The organism is Candidatus Nitrotoga arctica (genome assembly GCF_918378365.1).
Lineage (GTDB): Bacteria > Pseudomonadota > Gammaproteobacteria > Burkholderiales > Gallionellaceae > Nitrotoga > Nitrotoga arctica.
Map to the genome: position 1 here is coordinate 3,032,252 of NZ_OU912926.1, position 15,706 is coordinate 3,047,957.

Below are 15,706 nucleotides of genomic sequence, written 5' to 3' on the forward strand. Positions count from 1 at the left end.
CCTAAATATTCGGCAGCAATGTAGGGTGCGCCCGGCGCACCAATCTTGAGCGGCGCTCAAAGCGCGCCGCTCCCTACTCTCGATGACGAACAAGATCGATATCAATACCCAAAGAGCGGATTTCCTTGGTTAAGACATTGAACGACTCCGGCATGCCGGCATCAATCTTGTGATCGCCCTTGACTATGCTCTCGTAAATTTTGGTGCGTCCAGCCACGTCATCTGATTTGACCGTAAGCATTTCCTGCAGCGTATAGGCTGCGCCATACGCTTCCAGCGCCCACACTTCCATTTCACCGAAACGCTGGCCACCGAACTGTGCCTTGCCGCCCAACGGTTGCTGTGTTACCAAGCTGTATGGGCCAGTGGAACGCGCGTGCATCTTGTCATCCACCAAGTGGTTCAGCTTCAGTACATGCATATAACCAACTGTGACCGACCGGTCAAATGCAACCCCAGTGCGCCCATCGTATAGGGTTATCTGGCCAGAACGCGGTAAATCTGCTAGCTCTAACATGTCCTTAATTTCATCTTCATTCGCGCCATCGAACACTGGCGTGGCGAAGGGCACACCTCCGCTCAGATTACGGCATAGGTCTAGCACTTCCTCATCACTGAACCCAGCAATCTCCGCAGCCTGATCATGCATATAAATCTTACCAAGGAATGTGCGTATTTTTTCAATCTTGGTTTGCGATTCCAGCATCTTGCCGATCTTATTCCCCAAGCCCTTGGCTGCCCAACCCAGATGAGTTTCTAATATTTGCCCCACATTCATACGTGATGGAACACCAAGCGGGTTCAGCACGATGTCAACTGGCGTGCCATCCGCCATGTAAGGCATGTCTTCTACCGGCACAATGCGTGACACCACACCTTTATTGCCATGACGACCAGCCATCTTGTCGCCAGGTTGTAAACGGCGTTTCACTGCCACATATACCTTAACCATCTTCTGCACACCAACTTGCAGCTCATCGCCTTGAGTTAAATTGCGTTTCTTTAATTCAAATGCCGCATCAAATTCCAAACGCTTCTGCGCCAAACCTTCTTTAACTTGTTCCAATTGCGATGCAGTATCTTCGCTCGCGAGACGTATGTCGAACCACTGATGACGCTCCAAACTAGTAAGGTAATCCTTGGTCAACTTGGCGCCTTTAACCAGCTTTTTGGGTCCTCCATTAACCACCTTGCCTAATAGCAGTTTACCCAACCGGGTGAATACATCGGCTTCAACGATGCGCATTTGATCCGCCAAATCTTTCTTGTAACGTTTCAATTCGTCGTCAATAATCTGTTGTGCACGCTGATCACGCTGCAACCCTTCTCGCGTAAACACCTGCACATCTATCACGGTTCCGGAAATACCCGCCTGCACGCGTAAACTGGTGTCCTTGACATCAGATGCTTTTTCACCAAAAATAGCACGTAGCAATTTCTCTTCTGGTGTTAGTTGAGTTTCACCTTTGGGCGTGACTTTACCAACCAACACGTCACCAACTCCAACTTCTGCACCGATATGTACAATGCCGCACTCATCCAAACGCGCCATTTGCCCCTCAGACAGATTAGGAATGTCACGAGTAATCTCTTCCGAACCAAGCTTGGTATCACGCGCTACTACTGTAAGCTCTTCAATATGAATAGAAGTGAAGCGATCTTCCGCCACCACGCGTTCGGAAATCAGAATTGAGTCCTCGTAGTTATAGCCATTCCAAGGCATGAACGCCACCAACATATTCTGGCCCAGAGCCAGCTCGCCCATATCGGTGGACGCGCCGTCGGCGATCACGTCGTCACGCGCAATCACGTCGCCCATCTTGACCAGCGGACGCTGGTTGATATTAGTATTCTGATTGGAACGGGTATACTTGGTCAGATTATAGATATCCACGCCAACTTCGCCGTGTGTAGTTTCATCGTCATTAACGCGCACCACAATGCGGCCTGCATCCACGTAATCTATACGCCCACCACGCCATGCCTGCACTGTGGTACCGGAATCCACCGCCACAGTGCGTTCAACTCCAGTTCCGACCAATGCTTTCTCCGCCCGCAAACAAGGTACGGCTTGGCGCTGCATATTGGCACCCATTAAAGCTCGATTTGCATCATCATGCTCCAAGAAAGGTATCAGCGCCGCCGCCACCGACACCACTTGGGCAGGTGCCACATCCATGTATTCAATGCGATCTGGCGACGCCAGCACAAACTCATTGTGCTGGCGGGATGAAACCACGTCATTGGTAAACTTTCCTTTACTGTCTAGCTCAGCGTTGGCCTGAGCAATAGTGAACTTGCCTTCCTCAATCGCGGACAAATATTTAACTTCATCTGTCGCCTTACCCTTAGCCACCTGACGATAGGGAGTTTCGATGAAACCATAATTATTGATGCGCGCATAGAGCGCCAACGAGTTTATCAAACCGATATTCGGACCTTCTGGCGTCTCAATCGGGCACAAACGGCCATAATGTGTCGGGTGCACATCACGCACCTCGAAGCCGGCACGTTCACGAGTCAATCCACCAGGGCCAAGCGCAGAAATACGGCGCTTGTGCGTCACTTCGGATAAGGGGTTGGTCTGATCCATGAATTGCGACAACTGACTAGAGCCGAAAAACTCTTTAACCGCCGCAGAAATTGGTTTGGCATTAATCAAGTCATGCGGCATCAGATTGTCCGCTTCGGCCTGGCCCAAACGTTCCTTCACCGCACGCTCAACACGTGCCAACCCAGTGCGAAACTGATTTTCAGCCAACTCACCCACAGCGCGCACACGCCGATTGCCGAGATGATCAATATCGTCAATTTCGCCACGACCATTGCGCAACTCGACCATAATCTTGATTACCGCCACGATATCTTCATTAGATAGCGTGACTGAACCTGTCAACTCATCCGACCCGATACGACGGTTGAATTTCATACGCCCCACAACCGATAGATTGTATCGCTCTTCGGAAAAGAACAGGCCGTTAAATAGATTTTCCACCGCGTCCTCTGTAGGCGGCTCTCCGGGACGAATCATACGATAGATGGCAACTCGCGCTGTCCACTGGTCGGTGGTCTCATCAGCACGCAGAGTCTGCGAAATATAGCCGCCTTGATCCAGACTATTGGTATATAGCGTGCGAATTTTTTTCTCTCCAGCCGCGTGCAACTTGGCCAGCAGTGTTTCAGTGATCTCATCGTTGGCATTGGCGATAATTTCGCCACTATCCTTATCTATCACGTTATGTGCTAACACGCGTTCGAACAAGAAGTCTTCCCCTACCGCCAACTTATCAATACCAGCTTCCTGTATTTCACGGATATGGCGCACAGTAATGCGTTTACCACCGGCTACGATCACCTTGCCACTTTTGTCCAAAATATCAAAGCGTGCTACTTCACCGCGTAGCCGTTCTGGCACCACCTCAAACTGGATGCCTTTTTTCCCAAGGTGAAAGGTATCAAACTCGAAAAATGCCGCGAGTATCTGCTCAGGCGTATAGCCCAATGATTTCAATAAAATAGTGACCGGCATTTTGCGCCGACGATCTATACGAAAATAGACGTAATCTTTAGCATCGAACTCAAAATCCAGCCACGAACCGCGATAGGGAATAATGCGCGCAGAAAATAGCAGTTTGCCGGAGCTATGCGTCTTGCCGCGGTCATGCTCAAAAAACACGCCAGGTGAACGATGCAATTGCGACACGATAACGCGCTCGGTGCCATTAATGACGAATGAACCAGTATTGGTCATTAAGGGTATTTCACCCATGTATACTTCCTGCTCTTTCACTTCCTTCACGACGGTGGGTTTGGATACCTCCTTATCGAATAAGGTCAGGCGGACACGAGCACGTATTGGGGAGGCATAGGTCAGACCGCGTTGCTGGCACTCCTTCACATCGAAGGGCGGCATACCCAAGTTGTAGCTAACAAATTCAAGACGCGCATATTTATTATGGCTCTCAATCGGAAAAATCGAATGGAATGCTGCCTGCAAGCCATCGTTGATGCGCTGCTCAGGCAACTGATCAGCCTGAAGAAAAGCACTGTAAGATTCTAGTTGTGTGGACAGCAAAAATGGTATCGGCAAAGCACCGATACGTTTCGCAAAACTTTTACGAATACGTTTTTTTTCAGTAAAAGAATAACTCATGATATCTCCACGACCGAGGGAAAAGACAATGAACAAAAAACGTTTTGTAGCTTGCTGTTCGTTATCTTCTTAAAACGGCAAAAGGCTGGCGGGCATCCGTCAGCCTTTCGACGCGCACAATAATTACTTGATTTCAGCAGTTGCACCAGCCTCAATCAATTGCTTCAGGATAGCGTCAGCGTCAGCCTTGTTCACACCTTCTTTCACTGCCTTCGGTGCACCGTCCACCAAATCCTTAGCTTCTTTTAGCCCAAGACCGGTAATCGTGCGAACCACTTTGATCACGTTCACCTTGCTGGCACCCGCAGAACTTAATATCACAGTAAATTCAGTTTGCTCAACCGCGGCGGCGGCATCAGCGGCAGCCGGCGCAGCAACTGCCACAGCGGCAGCAGACACGCCAAATTTCTCTTCCATTTCCTTGATCAATGCAGATAACTCCAACACGGTCATTTGTGCAATTGCGTCCAGAATGTCAGCCTTATTAACAGCCATATTGCTCTCCTAATGTTAATTCAAAAAATTTGATAAGAGCGTTAAGCGGCAGCCGTTTCGGCTTCCTTCTTATCGCGGATAGCAGCCAAGCCACGCACGAAAGTGCTGGTTGCAGCATTCATGGTCGCCATCAAACGTGCGATCAACTCATTCCGGCTCGGGATAGCAGCCAGCACAGCGACCTGCTCCGCAGACATCAAAGAACCCACCATTGCGCCTGCCTTGATTACCAATTTGCCGTTTGTCTTGGCAAACTCATGCACTATTTTCGCTGCCGCGACGGGATCAGCGCTAATACTGTAGATTAGCGGGCCAACCATTTTTTCCGCCAAAACCTCGAACGGAGTACCCTGTACAGCACGACGCGCCAATGTGTTTTTTAACACGCGAAAGTACACTCCAGACTTGCGTGCAGTGGCACGCAACTTGGTAATGTCGCTGACTGCAATGCCACGGTACTCCGCCAAGACAATAGTCTGAGCCTGCGTCACTTGTTCGTTAACTTCAGCTACTATTGCTTGTTTTTCTTGCAGATTAAGACCCAAATCATTCTCCATCTTCAATTGGAACACTAAACCGAGGCCCAGCGATCCACTGTTAACAACTGCGTCCTTAAGCCGGGGAAATAATATTATTCCTGCTCGCGGGCACACCATCTACGTAGGCGTCAGACAAAAGAGAGCGGAAACCTTGATCTTGCTACCGCCACACTAATGCCCCTTCATTAAACCCTATTGGGTGCCTACGGTCTTTGACAATCTGCCAATAAACCAGCAGCTCAAAGCTTATAAACAGCATGACAAATTAATCAATCATGCCGCACAATCTGTAGAAGACAATCGCCACATTTTCATAACTTATGGCCAAGAACAATAAAATTATCCTGCCAAACTGGCCTGCTCAATGCGAATACCCACACCCATGGTACTGGAGACAGAGATTTTCTTTAGGTACACGCCCTTAGCGGCAGCTGGTCTAGCCTTGTTTAAGGCATCAACCAACGCCAATAAATTTTCACGCAGTGCTTCCGGCGCAAACGAAGCTCGTCCAATGGTGCACTGCACAACGCCATTCTTGTCGGTGCGGTATTGCACTTGACCAGCCTTGGCATTCCTAACGGCACCCGCCACATCAACGGAAACCGTACCCACTTTAGGATTAGGCATCAAGCCACGCGGACCAAGAATTTGCCCTAATTGGCCAACAATACGCATAGCATCAGGAGAGGCTATCACCACATCGAAATCCATATTGCCAGCCTTGATGCTTTCCGCCAAGTCCTCGAAACCTACTACATCCGCACCAGCAGACTTGGCTTCCTCAGCCTTGGCACCTTGAGCGAACACAGCGATGCGCACAGTTTTGCCAGTTCCCTTCGGCAACACCACAGCGCCCCGCACTAATTGATCAGACTTACGTGCATCTATACCCAAATTAATTGCGATGTCGATAGACTCATCGAACTTGGCCTTAGCAGTTTCTTTTGCCAGATTCAACGCATCATTCATAGCGTACAGCTTATTACGATCAACTTTGGCAACCAATGCCTTATAACGCTTAGAAATATGTGACATGTTTATACCCCCTCCACAACAATACCCATACTGCGCGCGCTACCGGCAATAGTGCGCACCGCCGCATCCATGTCGGCAGCAGTCAGATCGGGCATCTTGGTTGTTGCAATTTCTTCTGCCTGCTTACGGGTCAGTTTACCAACCTTCTCTGTAAGCGGTCTGGGACTACCCTTCTGCAAACCAGCTGCCTTTTTAATCAGAATGGTCGCAGGCGGCGTTTTCATAATGAAAGTGAAACTCTTGTCTGCAAAAGCTGTAATTACCACCGGAATTGGCAAACCCGGCTCCACGCCCTGAGTCTGTGCATTAAAAGCTTTGCAGAATTCCATGATATTCAGCCCACGCTGACCCAGCGCTGGACCGATAGGTGGGCTAGGATTTGCCTTACCAGCAGGAACTTGCAACTTGATAAAACCTATAATTTTCTTTGCCATAACACTCTCCCTATGGGTTCAAGCGAACGCTATTGCGCTCTCCCCGATTGATACAAAAAGGAAAAAGAGGAACAGAAGATGGGCGCCCGCAACCGGCTTTCTCTTCTCCATTCATTCTTAACCCTCCGCTCTAAGCTTTCTCGACTTGACCGAAATCCAACTCCACAGGTGTGGAGCGACCAAAAATGGTCACCGCCACCCGCAACTTATTCTTATCATAATTGACGTTTTCCACCATACCGTGGAAATCAGTGAATGGACCATCCTTGACACGCACCGCTTCACCCACTTCAAATAGCACCTTGGGTCTCGGCTTTTCCACCCCGGTCTGCATCTGATGCATTATATTTTGCACTTCTTTTTCGCTGATGGGAGTAGGCTTCATTGCCGAACCACCCAAAAATCCAGTAACCTTGGGTGTACTTTTAACGAGATGCCAGCTTTCATCGGTCATCTCCATCTCAACCAGCACATAGCCCGGAAAAAATTTACGCTCGCTGATACTCTTCTGACCCAACTTAAGCTCCACAACCTCTTCCACCGGCACCAAAATCTGACCGAATTGATCCTCCAAACCCGCGCGTTGAATGCGCTCCGGCAATGCACGCTGCACGAATTTCTCAAACTGAGAGTACGTATGAACCACATACCAACGCTTGGACATTATTCACGCCCCATTAATTTATTAACCACCAACAACAAGCTGGTATCAACTGCCCACAAAAATAGTGCCATTACAACCGCAAAGAGGAGCACCACCCCTGTAGTCTGCACTGTTTCTTTACGCGACGGCCATACCACGCGCTTAGCTTCCGCTACAGATTCTGTACCAAACGCAAATAGACGCTTACCCGGTTCAGTCGTCCAAACTACAGCAGCAGCCAACAAAAACCCAAACAATATTGCTGCAAGCTTCACCACCGCAGCGCTTTCATGCAAAGCATAAAACGCCGCAATGCCCGCGGCAACGAACATGAAAGCGACAACCAATTTAATTTTATCCGCCATGCGCAATCTGTCCGTCTTTCCTGATGATTTAACTGGCAGGCCAGGAGGGTTTCGAACCCCCAACCCTCGGTTTTGGAGACCGATACTCTACCAATTGAGCTACTGGCCTAATTTTTTAAATGAGAAGCAAACCAACAAGGTAAAGATCCGCCATCTTAAGCCCCCGTTACCGACGCTACTCGATCACCTTAGCCACCACACCGGCACCGACGGTGCGACCGCCTTCACGTATCGCGAAACGCAGACCTTCTTCCATCGCGATTGGGGCTATCAAGTTCACCGTCACCGATACGTTGTCTCCCGGCATCACCATTTCAGTGCCAGCCGGCAGCTCAACCGCACCCGTTACGTCGGTAGTCCGGAAGTAGAATTGCGGACGGTAACCTTGGAAAAATGGGGTGTGACGACCCCCTTCGTCTTTGCTGAGAACGTAGATTTCAGCTGAAAATTTGGTATGCGGGGTGATAGAACCCGGCTTGGCCAGAACTTGACCACGTTCGACTTCTTCACGCTTGGTGCCGCGTAACAGTATACCCACGTTATCGCCAGCCTGACCTTGGTCGAGCAGCTTGCGGAACATTTCCACGCCGGTGCAGATGGTTTTAATCGTGGGCTTGAGACCGATAATTTCAATTTCCTCACCCACTTTGACGACGCCGCGCTCTACCCGGCCCGTTACCACGGTGCCTCGACCGGAGATGGAGAAGACATCTTCGACCGGCATCAGGAAGGCGCCGTCCATGACGCGCATAGGCTGAGGTATGTAGGCATCCAGCGCTTCGGCCAAACGAAAGATGGAGGGCTCGCCAATTTCGGACTGATCACCCTGCAAGGCTTTGAGTGCACTACCGATAATGATCGGGGTATCGTCACCAGGGAAGTCGTATTTGGTAAGAAGTTCACGCACTTCCATTTCAACCAGCTCGAGCAGCTCAGGGTCATCCACCATGTCGGCCTTGTTCATGTAGACGATGATGTAGGGCACACCCACTTGACGCGCCAACAGGATATGTTCCCGCGTTTGCGGCATAGGACCATCGGCGGCAGACACTACCAGGATAGCGCCGTCCATCTGCGCAGCACCGGTAATCATGTTTTTAATGTAATCCGCATGACCCGGACAGTCTACGTGGGCATAGTGACGACCAGCCGTTTCATATTCAACGTGAGCGGTGTTAATGGTGATGCCGCGCGCCTTTTCTTCCGGCGCTGCGTCAATCTGGTCGTAAGCTTTAGCTTCGCCGCCAAATTTCTTGGACAGCACTGTGGTAATCGCCGCAGTCAGGGTGGTTTTGCCATGATCAACGTGTCCAATTGTGCCTACATTGATGTGCGGCTTGGTTCGCTCAAATTTACTCTTTGCCATGATTTTTCCTCATCAACACCAAATTAACAAAAGAATCTCAACAAAACTATTGGTGCCCATGGCGGGAATCGGACCCGCGACCTCTCCCTTACCAAGGGAGTGCTCTGCCACTGAGCCACATGGGCTAACTCAAACTGGAGCGGGTGAAGGGAATCGAACCCTCGTCGTAAGTTTGGAAAACTTCTGCTCTACCATTGAGCTACACCCGCACGCTTTGCCGCCAAAATGACATGCAACCAAGCAATAACCGCACCACCCAGCCTAGTCAAATTTAACCGCTAAACTTAAAATAAACTTTAAAAACAAAAAGCTGGTGGAGGGAGAAGGATTCGAACCTTCGAAGGCAGAGCCGTCAGATTTACAGTCTGATCCCTTTAACCGCTCGGGAATCCCTCCAAACGGAACCCATGATTATCCATATTTTCGGCCTCCTTGTCAAAGGTACTTAGCAGGTTGCTGGAAAACCCCACCATTATTCCCGGTCTGGTAAAATTGCATCATTCGTAAAAGCAGAAATATCAATACGCGAGACAGATGTTCGACCGATGAATCTGTTCTGCTACATGTAACTGGAACAACGCGGCCGATAACTCATCCTCTGCGAGCAATCCGCACGATGGCCATTGAAGTCGCTTAGCAATAGTGAAGTCCAACGGGTTGAGTAGCGAACTATTTCCATAAATATCATTATCCAAAAATAGCGGGTGGCAAGTAACCAAGGCGGGACTATTTCCGCTACCGGTTATAGAAGGTTCTAATGTACTTGGTAATCCCCTGTATTGCTTACGTTCGGGTGTAGTAGCGCCAATGATGAACCAGCTCATTTATGTGATATGCATATGACCAATTCGCTACAACTCGTTCTAATTTTGCTTACCGTTGCCGTAGGTGTGGTGGTGGCATGCCGTGTATTGCATTTGCCAGTAGTACTAGGCTACCTGACCGTGGGCATTCTGATTGGTCCGCATGCGCTGGGTTGGATACCTGATACGGCAGGCACTCATCATCTGGCAGAGTTCGGCCTGGTATTCCTGATGTTCAGCATCGGCCTCGAATTCAGCCTTGCGCGTCTCCACAAAATGAAACGCACGGTATTCGGCTTGGGTGGCGCGCAGGTGGTGGTAACTCTTTTGTTGATTATGACAGCTGGGTGGCTGGCAGGATTTGATTGGCGTGCAAGCTTAGCTATGGGCTGTGTGCTGGCGATGTCATCCACCGCTATTGTAAGCAAGATGCTGGTCGAGCGCGCCGCGATGAGTGCACCGCACGGCCAGCAGATCATGGGTGTATTGCTATTTCAGGATTTAGCTGTAGTGCCGCTGCTCATCATCATTCCGGCTTTGGCAAGTCCATCAGGCGACCTGCCATTCACACTCTCTCTTGCGCTGCTTAAAGTCACATTAGTTCTAGCTGTGCTGCTGGTATTCGGTCAGCGCGTGATGCGATCTTGGTTTCATGTCGTGGCACGGCAAAAATCTTCCGAGCTGTTCATGCTCAACGTACTTTTTATCACACTGGGTCTTGCCTACTTCACTGAATTAGTCGGGCTATCGATGGCACTGGGGGCATTTGTGGCCGGCGTCTTGATTGCTGAAACTGAATACCGCTATCAAGTTGAAGATGACATCAAACCGTTCCGCGATGTGCTTATGGGTCTGTTTTTCGTTACTGTAGGCATGATGCTGGATCTCGGCGAAATGTTTGTCAATATTGGTTGGGTACTTCTGATGCTGCTGTGCTTACTGCTGATCAAATTTACTGTAGTGGCATTATTGGTGCGCAGGTTTTCCGGTGATTGGGGAGTAGCGATCCGTAGTAGCTTGGGGTTGGCGCAAGCGGGTGAGTTCGGCTTCGTGCTATTAACCCTGGCAGGCGGGGTGAATCTGCTCTCTCCCGCAGCAGTACAAATCATCCTGGACACCATGCTTCTCTCCATGCTGGCCGCGCCTTTTCTAATCCAGCATACCGAAGCAATTGTGCGACGCATTGCGCCCTCCGAATGGATGAATCGCGCCATGCAGATTCATCAGATTGCAGTGCAAAGCATATCCGCCGATGCAAACATCATTATTTGCGGCTATGGGCGAAGTGGGCAGTCACTGGCGCGCTTTATGAAGCAGGAAAATGTTCAATTCATCGTGCTCGATCTCGACTCACGCCGTGTGCATGAGGCCGCGGCAGCGGGTGAGAACGTGGTGTATGGTGATGCCGCCAAGCGTGAAGTGCTTTTGGCGGCCGGGTTAATGCGCGCTAAAACTCTGGTTGTCACCTACATAGACACTCACTCCGCGCTCAAAATTTTACACCTAGTTAATGAACTACGCCCTGACTTACCAGTGGTGGTTCGAAGTGCCGACGAGACCCATATCGAGGCGCTCAAACAGGCTGGGGCGGCCGAAGTTGTGGCGGATGTGCTAGAAGGCAGCGTGATGCTGGCGTCGCAAGCACTGCTGATGTCGGGCGTGCCACTCAACCGCGTCGTCCGCCGCCTTCAGGAAAACCGGGCGCGCCGCTATAGCATGTTCAGCACCTACTTTCGTACTGCTGCGAATGTAGTGGGTGAAGCCACGGAAAACTTACAGCCGCGCTTCCATAGCGTGTTGCTGGGAGAACGCGATTCCGCCGTGGGCAAGACGCTTGATGAAATTAATTTGGCCGAATTAAATGTGGAAGTAAATGCAGTACGCCGCCACAACATGCGCGGCAATCAACCTGCGGGCAATATGATAATGGAAGCCGGTGACGTACTAGTACTGCTCGGTCAACCAAGGCCACTGGCAGCTGCGAAAAAACACTTGCGCGAGGGATGATAAAGACTCTCGGTCAACAGGCGCCCCATGAAGCTCAGTTTCGCTTCTTTGCCCGTGGCCTTTCGGTACACATCTGTGAATGACTGGTGCATCGCAGCATCGAACCAGAGTTTCAAACGTAAGAGAGACAGAAATGACACTCCGAGTAGCGGCACGAAGTTTGACGAGCAAGAACCAACCAAGCTGAGGCATAACGTAGAAGTGGACTTCTACGAAGAGCAGCTCAGCAATGCGCCAGCAAATCATCCAGGGGCAACAAAGATAATCAGTCAGCCCTCAAAAAAGTGTTGTTAGTTTTCTGGAACCATCTGTTTTATAGCAATGTATGTTAACTATGCGACCCTTACTCAAAAAACTCCCACCCTCCATCGCTGCACTACTGCTGCAATCAGCAGCAGTAGTGCTCATGTTACTGACGGTAAATGTTACGGGAAGGTACGACTCGCCATTATTATTTGCCTTGCTTTGCGGTCTGCTCGCCGCCACGTTCAGTTTCTTTGCCGGACTTGCCAAGTGGTGGCTGGTCATTCAGCTGATGTTCGCGCCAGCCTTGGTGCTAATGCTCGCAGTCGAATTGCCGCCTACTCTTTTCCTCGGCGCATTTCTGTTATTACTGCTTGTATATTGGAGTACCTTTCGCACGCAAGTACCGCTGTATCTTTCCAGTAATAAAGTGTGGCATGCCTTGGAGCACTTACTGCCGGTAGCAAAAGCTGATTCGGGTTTCACCTTCATTGATTTAGGTTCTGGTTTGGGCGGAGTATTGACGCACCTTGCCAGCATTCGCCCGGACGGACGATACATTGGCGTGGAGGCAGCACCCTTACCATTTTTCTGGAGTTGGTTGCGTATCAGGCTAGGCAGTCACCGCAACTGCCGAGTTCAGTGGGGGAGTTTATGGGACTGCGATTTGTCGCAGTACGACGTGGTGTTTGCCTACCTCTCCCCAGTACCGATGGAAAAGCTCTGGCACAAGGCATGCGCCGAAATGCGTCCTGGCACAATTTTCATTAGCAGTACCTTTACCGTACTTGATCAAGCACACCATGAAACCGTGCAGGTGGATGACCTGCATCATTCCACTCTGTTTATCTGGCATATGTAATGACCTGGCAGTATCACGCTATTGGAACTCGCTGCTAATCCGCCAGCGTTGGAGATGAACAGTGGCAAAGAATTGGCGGTGTGGTGTCAGCGCATGTTCTTCCCGCGTCCGGAAATTAAATCTTTCTATCTCCGCATGCTTGAGAAATGCGCCGTCTTTCACCCTTCCACGGTCCCACGTAAGTCATCGACATGCAGCACAATATATAGGAGCGCCGCTCAGCCAGATTAACAATAAATAGAGTGTATCTCCCGCTGCATCGGCACGTCGGTAAGGTATCTATTCATCCCCCAAACCCATATCCATGAGGAGATTTTGCTACCGGAATGATAAGCTTGTGAATTTACGTCCCTAGTGTTACGAACGGGGGGTTAACGAGAAACGGGCAATACCCGATCATGAATCTAAACGACCGTGGCTGAGTAGATGTCTTATTGATCAGTCAGACAATTACGGACATTCTAAAATCCTCACCAATTGCGAGCACCTCAAACACTATAAGCAACCAGGCACTATTTTCAGAAGTGGTAAATAATATTTAAAGGGAATAGCAAAATGAAAATGACCCAGTTAATAAAACAGCTGCTATTAGTTTATGTTTATTTATTTGCATTAAACGGACAAGCAATAGCCGATTCGTTTCCAGACGCACTAAACGCGTATGAAACTGGAGATTATTCAAAAGCATTCGACCTTTTCGTGCCGTTGGCACAACAGGGCAACGTCAAAGCACAGCTCACCCTTTCAGCTATGTACGCCATCGGTAAAGGTGTTCCGCAAGATTATGAAAAAGCTGTGAAGTGGTATCAAATGGCCGCAGAGAAAGGGAGCCAAGGAGACACTGAACAAAAAATCAATTTCAGTCTATATAGTCCGACTAATTATAATATTCCTCTGAAAGAGGTGGCGAAGTGGTATAAATTCGTCGCAGAACAAGGGAATGCTTTATATCAATACAACATTGGGCGATTTTACGATATTGGCAAAGGTGTTCCGCAAGATTACAAAGAGGCTGTGAAGTGGTATCGAATGGCCGCCGAACAAGGGAACGCTCAGGCACAATCCAGCCTTGCATTTATGTACCAAAACGGAGATGGCGTTCCTCAAGATTATGTACGAGCGCATATGTGGTTCAATATTGCGGCGTTTAACGAGGATAGTACTGGGGTTCAAGATCTTAATATTGAACGACGTGATTCCATTGCCATGAAGATAGCTGCAAGCCAAATTGCTAAGGCGCAGGAACTCGCCAGAAAATGCATCGCTCAAAAATTCAAGGGGTGTTAGTTAGACGGCTTTGTTTTGCCATAAACATAATCGCCTATTAACGGTATTCTGTCGCGACTGCACAAGACTTCCATTACACGCCAGACCCAGATGAAATTTAAATGGACAAAGTAGCAACGAAACTATCATTTATCCGAGATCATTACATTGATGCAGTGATCGGCAAGGAAATTTTTCCAATCGTGACGAGTATCTCGCTTACGGGTAACCCTATTGCGATAGTCTGCGACTTCTTTCTTCGTAAAGCTATCAAGTCTCTCGATGCAGTATGCTTACTGTGCGAAATGGGTTTCGCTGAAGATGCTCTAGTTTTAGGAAGAACGATCTTCGAGTTATCTTTGTATTTGCAGATTATTGCATCAAGCGATTCCATTGAGCAACGACGCTGGAAGGCAGAGTGCTTTATTTATGACGGCGACCGCCAGCGCGTCACGCAGCTGAAGAAGTTGGAGATACTTAAAAAACAAGGTAGATGCCTTTCATGGATAGAAGCGATTGATGCCTCAAAATCTAATTTTGAGACTATCCTTGAGCCAAATAATTTTGTTTCACCCAAAAGTATTAAGGACATGGCCATCGAGTTAGGTGGAAAGTGGGAGTGTTGGTATCATTCTCTCTACTGGAGCATGTCAAAACTCACTCACCCGAGCGGTCTTGGTAGTAACACATATATTAAAAATTATGACCAAGAATTAGAAGCATCTGGAGCTATAAAAATCATTTTAGCGATGCATTATTTTTTGACGGATTGCACGTTGAATATCCTCGAATTAGAACGTTTACGTCCCCAGCTGGACGAGTGTATGAAAAGTTTCCGTTCGTTATCCGAGTGCTCCGAAGCCAATTGAAGCTACGACCTGCAAAATTATTAAATTACCATGACCGTTTTGAATTATATTTAAGTCTTCACCGCAAAGTAACAACTCCCCATTCAGTGCCCAAATTTATATGCTCGGGCACGGCAATAAAAAAAACAAATCAAAAGCGGTCTGCCAGAAAAAGCAAGATGAACGGTTTGAATGTTTCCTGAAAGATTCCTAAAAATTTACAGACAGCCCATGCGGGCTAGTGCCAAAATCAAAACCGAACCCCGACAATCCAGTGCCCAAATTCGTCCAAACCGGCGAGCCAGTTAGGACAGCATAATGAACCTTTTCAAGGTACTCAGTGTTATCTCTTCGTACGCGCCAAGTAAAGAACCAGAACCAACGCCGCCTCCTAGAATAATCACACCCTTTTGGAAACCTCATTTAGCCTGAATAGGTAATGTGTCCCTTATGTAGCAGGTTGCACCAGTCTCCAGCGTCGCACACTACGCGTGCATTCGCTGGAATCAGGCGCATCTCGCCCTACCTAGCAGCGTGATACGCTAAAAAAACCGGAAGGCAATTTATGGAAGTGGTAGTGATGATGAATATGCTGTTATATAATTTATATTTATGACTCTATTGTTCCAGGCGCTACGCGTTAGGGC

Annotated in this window: 12 protein-coding genes and 4 tRNA genes; 4 read left to right on the top strand and 12 right to left on the bottom strand. The window is 49.0% G+C overall.

Translation table 11 applies throughout. The annotated features are described in order from the left end of the window. Nucleotides 1-73 precede the first annotated feature (73 nt). The 12 genes from rpoB to MKZ32_RS14030 form a co-directional block, all read right to left on the bottom strand. Nucleotides 74-4,153 (bottom strand): DNA-directed RNA polymerase subunit beta, encoded by a 4,080-nt coding sequence (gene rpoB, locus MKZ32_RS13975; protein WP_239797825.1) that lies wholly within the window; start codon nt 4,151-4,153, stop codon nt 74-76. A 123-nt stretch (nt 4,154-4,276) separates the two neighbouring features. After that, complete coding sequence (gene rplL / locus MKZ32_RS13980; RefSeq protein WP_239797826.1) at nt 4,277-4,648, bottom strand: 50S ribosomal protein L7/L12; 372 nt, start codon at nt 4,646-4,648, stop codon at nt 4,277-4,279. A 41-nt stretch (nt 4,649-4,689) separates the two neighbouring features. Beyond that, nucleotides 4,690-5,193 carry a 50S ribosomal protein L10 gene (gene rplJ / locus MKZ32_RS13985; protein WP_239797827.1) on the bottom strand — a complete coding sequence of 168 codons (504 nt, stop codon included), beginning with the start codon at nt 5,191-5,193 and terminating at the stop codon, nt 4,690-4,692. A gap of 333 nt (nt 5,194-5,526) precedes the next feature. Beyond that, nucleotides 5,527-6,222 (bottom strand): 50S ribosomal protein L1, encoded by a 696-nt coding sequence (gene rplA / locus MKZ32_RS13990; protein WP_239797828.1) that lies wholly within the window; start codon nt 6,220-6,222, stop codon nt 5,527-5,529. 2 nt (nt 6,223-6,224) lie between these two features. Continuing rightward, complete coding sequence (rplK, locus tag MKZ32_RS13995; protein ID WP_239797829.1) at nt 6,225-6,656, bottom strand: 50S ribosomal protein L11; 432 nt, start codon at nt 6,654-6,656, stop codon at nt 6,225-6,227. A 130-nt stretch (nt 6,657-6,786) separates the two neighbouring features. After that, nucleotides 6,787-7,320, bottom strand: a complete 534-nt coding sequence (nusG, locus tag MKZ32_RS14000) for a transcription termination/antitermination protein NusG (RefSeq protein ID WP_239797830.1) — start codon at nt 7,318-7,320, stop codon at nt 6,787-6,789. Next, on the bottom strand, nt 7,320-7,664 hold the full coding sequence (gene secE, locus MKZ32_RS14005; RefSeq protein ID WP_239797831.1) for a preprotein translocase subunit SecE: 345 nt from the start codon (nt 7,662-7,664) through the stop codon (nt 7,320-7,322). The genes nusG and secE overlap by 1 nt, the downstream gene beginning before the upstream one ends. 33 nt (nt 7,665-7,697) lie before the next feature. Beyond that, a tRNA-Trp gene (locus tag MKZ32_RS14010) sits at nt 7,698-7,773 on the bottom strand. Nucleotides 7,774-7,839: 66 nt separating this feature from the next. Then, nucleotides 7,840-9,030: an elongation factor Tu gene (gene tuf / locus MKZ32_RS14015; RefSeq protein WP_239289265.1), complete on the bottom strand. Its 1,191-nt coding sequence runs from the start codon at nt 9,028-9,030 to the stop codon at nt 7,840-7,842. 50 nt (nt 9,031-9,080) lie between these two features. Then, a tRNA-Thr gene (locus MKZ32_RS14020) sits at nt 9,081-9,155 on the bottom strand. Nucleotides 9,156-9,165: 10 nt separating this feature from the next. After that, a tRNA-Gly gene (locus MKZ32_RS14025) sits at nt 9,166-9,239 on the bottom strand. Between the two features lie 102 nt (nt 9,240-9,341). Beyond that, nucleotides 9,342-9,426 (bottom strand) — tRNA-Tyr (locus MKZ32_RS14030). Between the two features lie 437 nt (nt 9,427-9,863). Between MKZ32_RS14030 and MKZ32_RS14035 the strand changes: the two genes are divergently transcribed. The 4 genes from MKZ32_RS14035 (at nt 9,864) to MKZ32_RS14050 (ending at nt 15,080) form a co-directional block, all read left to right on the top strand. After that, nucleotides 9,864-11,840 (top strand): monovalent cation:proton antiporter family protein, encoded by a 1,977-nt coding sequence (locus MKZ32_RS14035; protein ID WP_320412274.1) that lies wholly within the window; start codon nt 9,864-9,866, stop codon nt 11,838-11,840. Between the two features lie 325 nt (nt 11,841-12,165). Next, nucleotides 12,166-12,945, top strand: a complete 780-nt coding sequence (locus MKZ32_RS14040; RefSeq protein ID WP_239797832.1) for a class I SAM-dependent methyltransferase — start codon at nt 12,166-12,168, stop codon at nt 12,943-12,945. Between the two features lie 555 nt (nt 12,946-13,500). Then, complete coding sequence (locus MKZ32_RS14045; protein ID WP_239797833.1) at nt 13,501-14,232, top strand: tetratricopeptide repeat protein; 732 nt, start codon at nt 13,501-13,503, stop codon at nt 14,230-14,232. A gap of 101 nt (nt 14,233-14,333) precedes the next feature. Further along, a complete protein-coding gene (locus MKZ32_RS14050; RefSeq protein WP_239797834.1) occupies nt 14,334-15,080 on the top strand; it encodes a DUF5677 domain-containing protein in 747 nt (248 codons plus the stop codon). Nucleotides 15,081-15,706: the final 626 nt, after the last annotated feature.

Bases quoted from the DNA above. Each gene is read 5' to 3' on its own strand.
- rplA (WP_239797828.1), bottom strand. From the start codon at position 6,222: ATGTCACATATTTCTAAGCGTTATAAGGCATTGGTTGCCAAAGTTGAT.
- rplK (WP_239797829.1), bottom strand. From the start codon at position 6,656: ATGGCAAAGAAAATTATAGGTTTTATCAAGTTGCAAGTTCCTGCTGGT.
- MKZ32_RS14045 (WP_239797833.1), top strand. From the start codon at position 13,501: ATGAAAATGACCCAGTTAATAAAACAGCTGCTATTAGTTTATGTTTAT.
- rpoB (WP_239797825.1), bottom strand. From the start codon at position 4,153: ATGAGTTATTCTTTTACTGAAAAAAAACGTATTCGTAAAAGTTTTGCG.
- tuf (WP_239289265.1), bottom strand. From the start codon at position 9,030: ATGGCAAAGAGTAAATTTGAGCGAACCAAGCCGCACATCAATGTAGGC.
- MKZ32_RS14050 (WP_239797834.1), top strand. From the start codon at position 14,334: ATGGACAAAGTAGCAACGAAACTATCATTTATCCGAGATCATTACATT.
- rplL (WP_239797826.1), bottom strand. From the start codon at position 4,648: ATGGCTGTTAATAAGGCTGACATTCTGGACGCAATTGCACAAATGACC.
- MKZ32_RS14035 (WP_320412274.1), top strand. From the start codon at position 9,864: ATGCATATGACCAATTCGCTACAACTCGTTCTAATTTTGCTTACCGTT.
- MKZ32_RS14040 (WP_239797832.1), top strand. From the start codon at position 12,166: ATGTTAACTATGCGACCCTTACTCAAAAAACTCCCACCCTCCATCGCT.
- nusG (WP_239797830.1), bottom strand. From the start codon at position 7,320: ATGTCCAAGCGTTGGTATGTGGTTCATACGTACTCTCAGTTTGAGAAA.
- secE (WP_239797831.1), bottom strand. From the start codon at position 7,664: ATGGCGGATAAAATTAAATTGGTTGTCGCTTTCATGTTCGTTGCCGCG.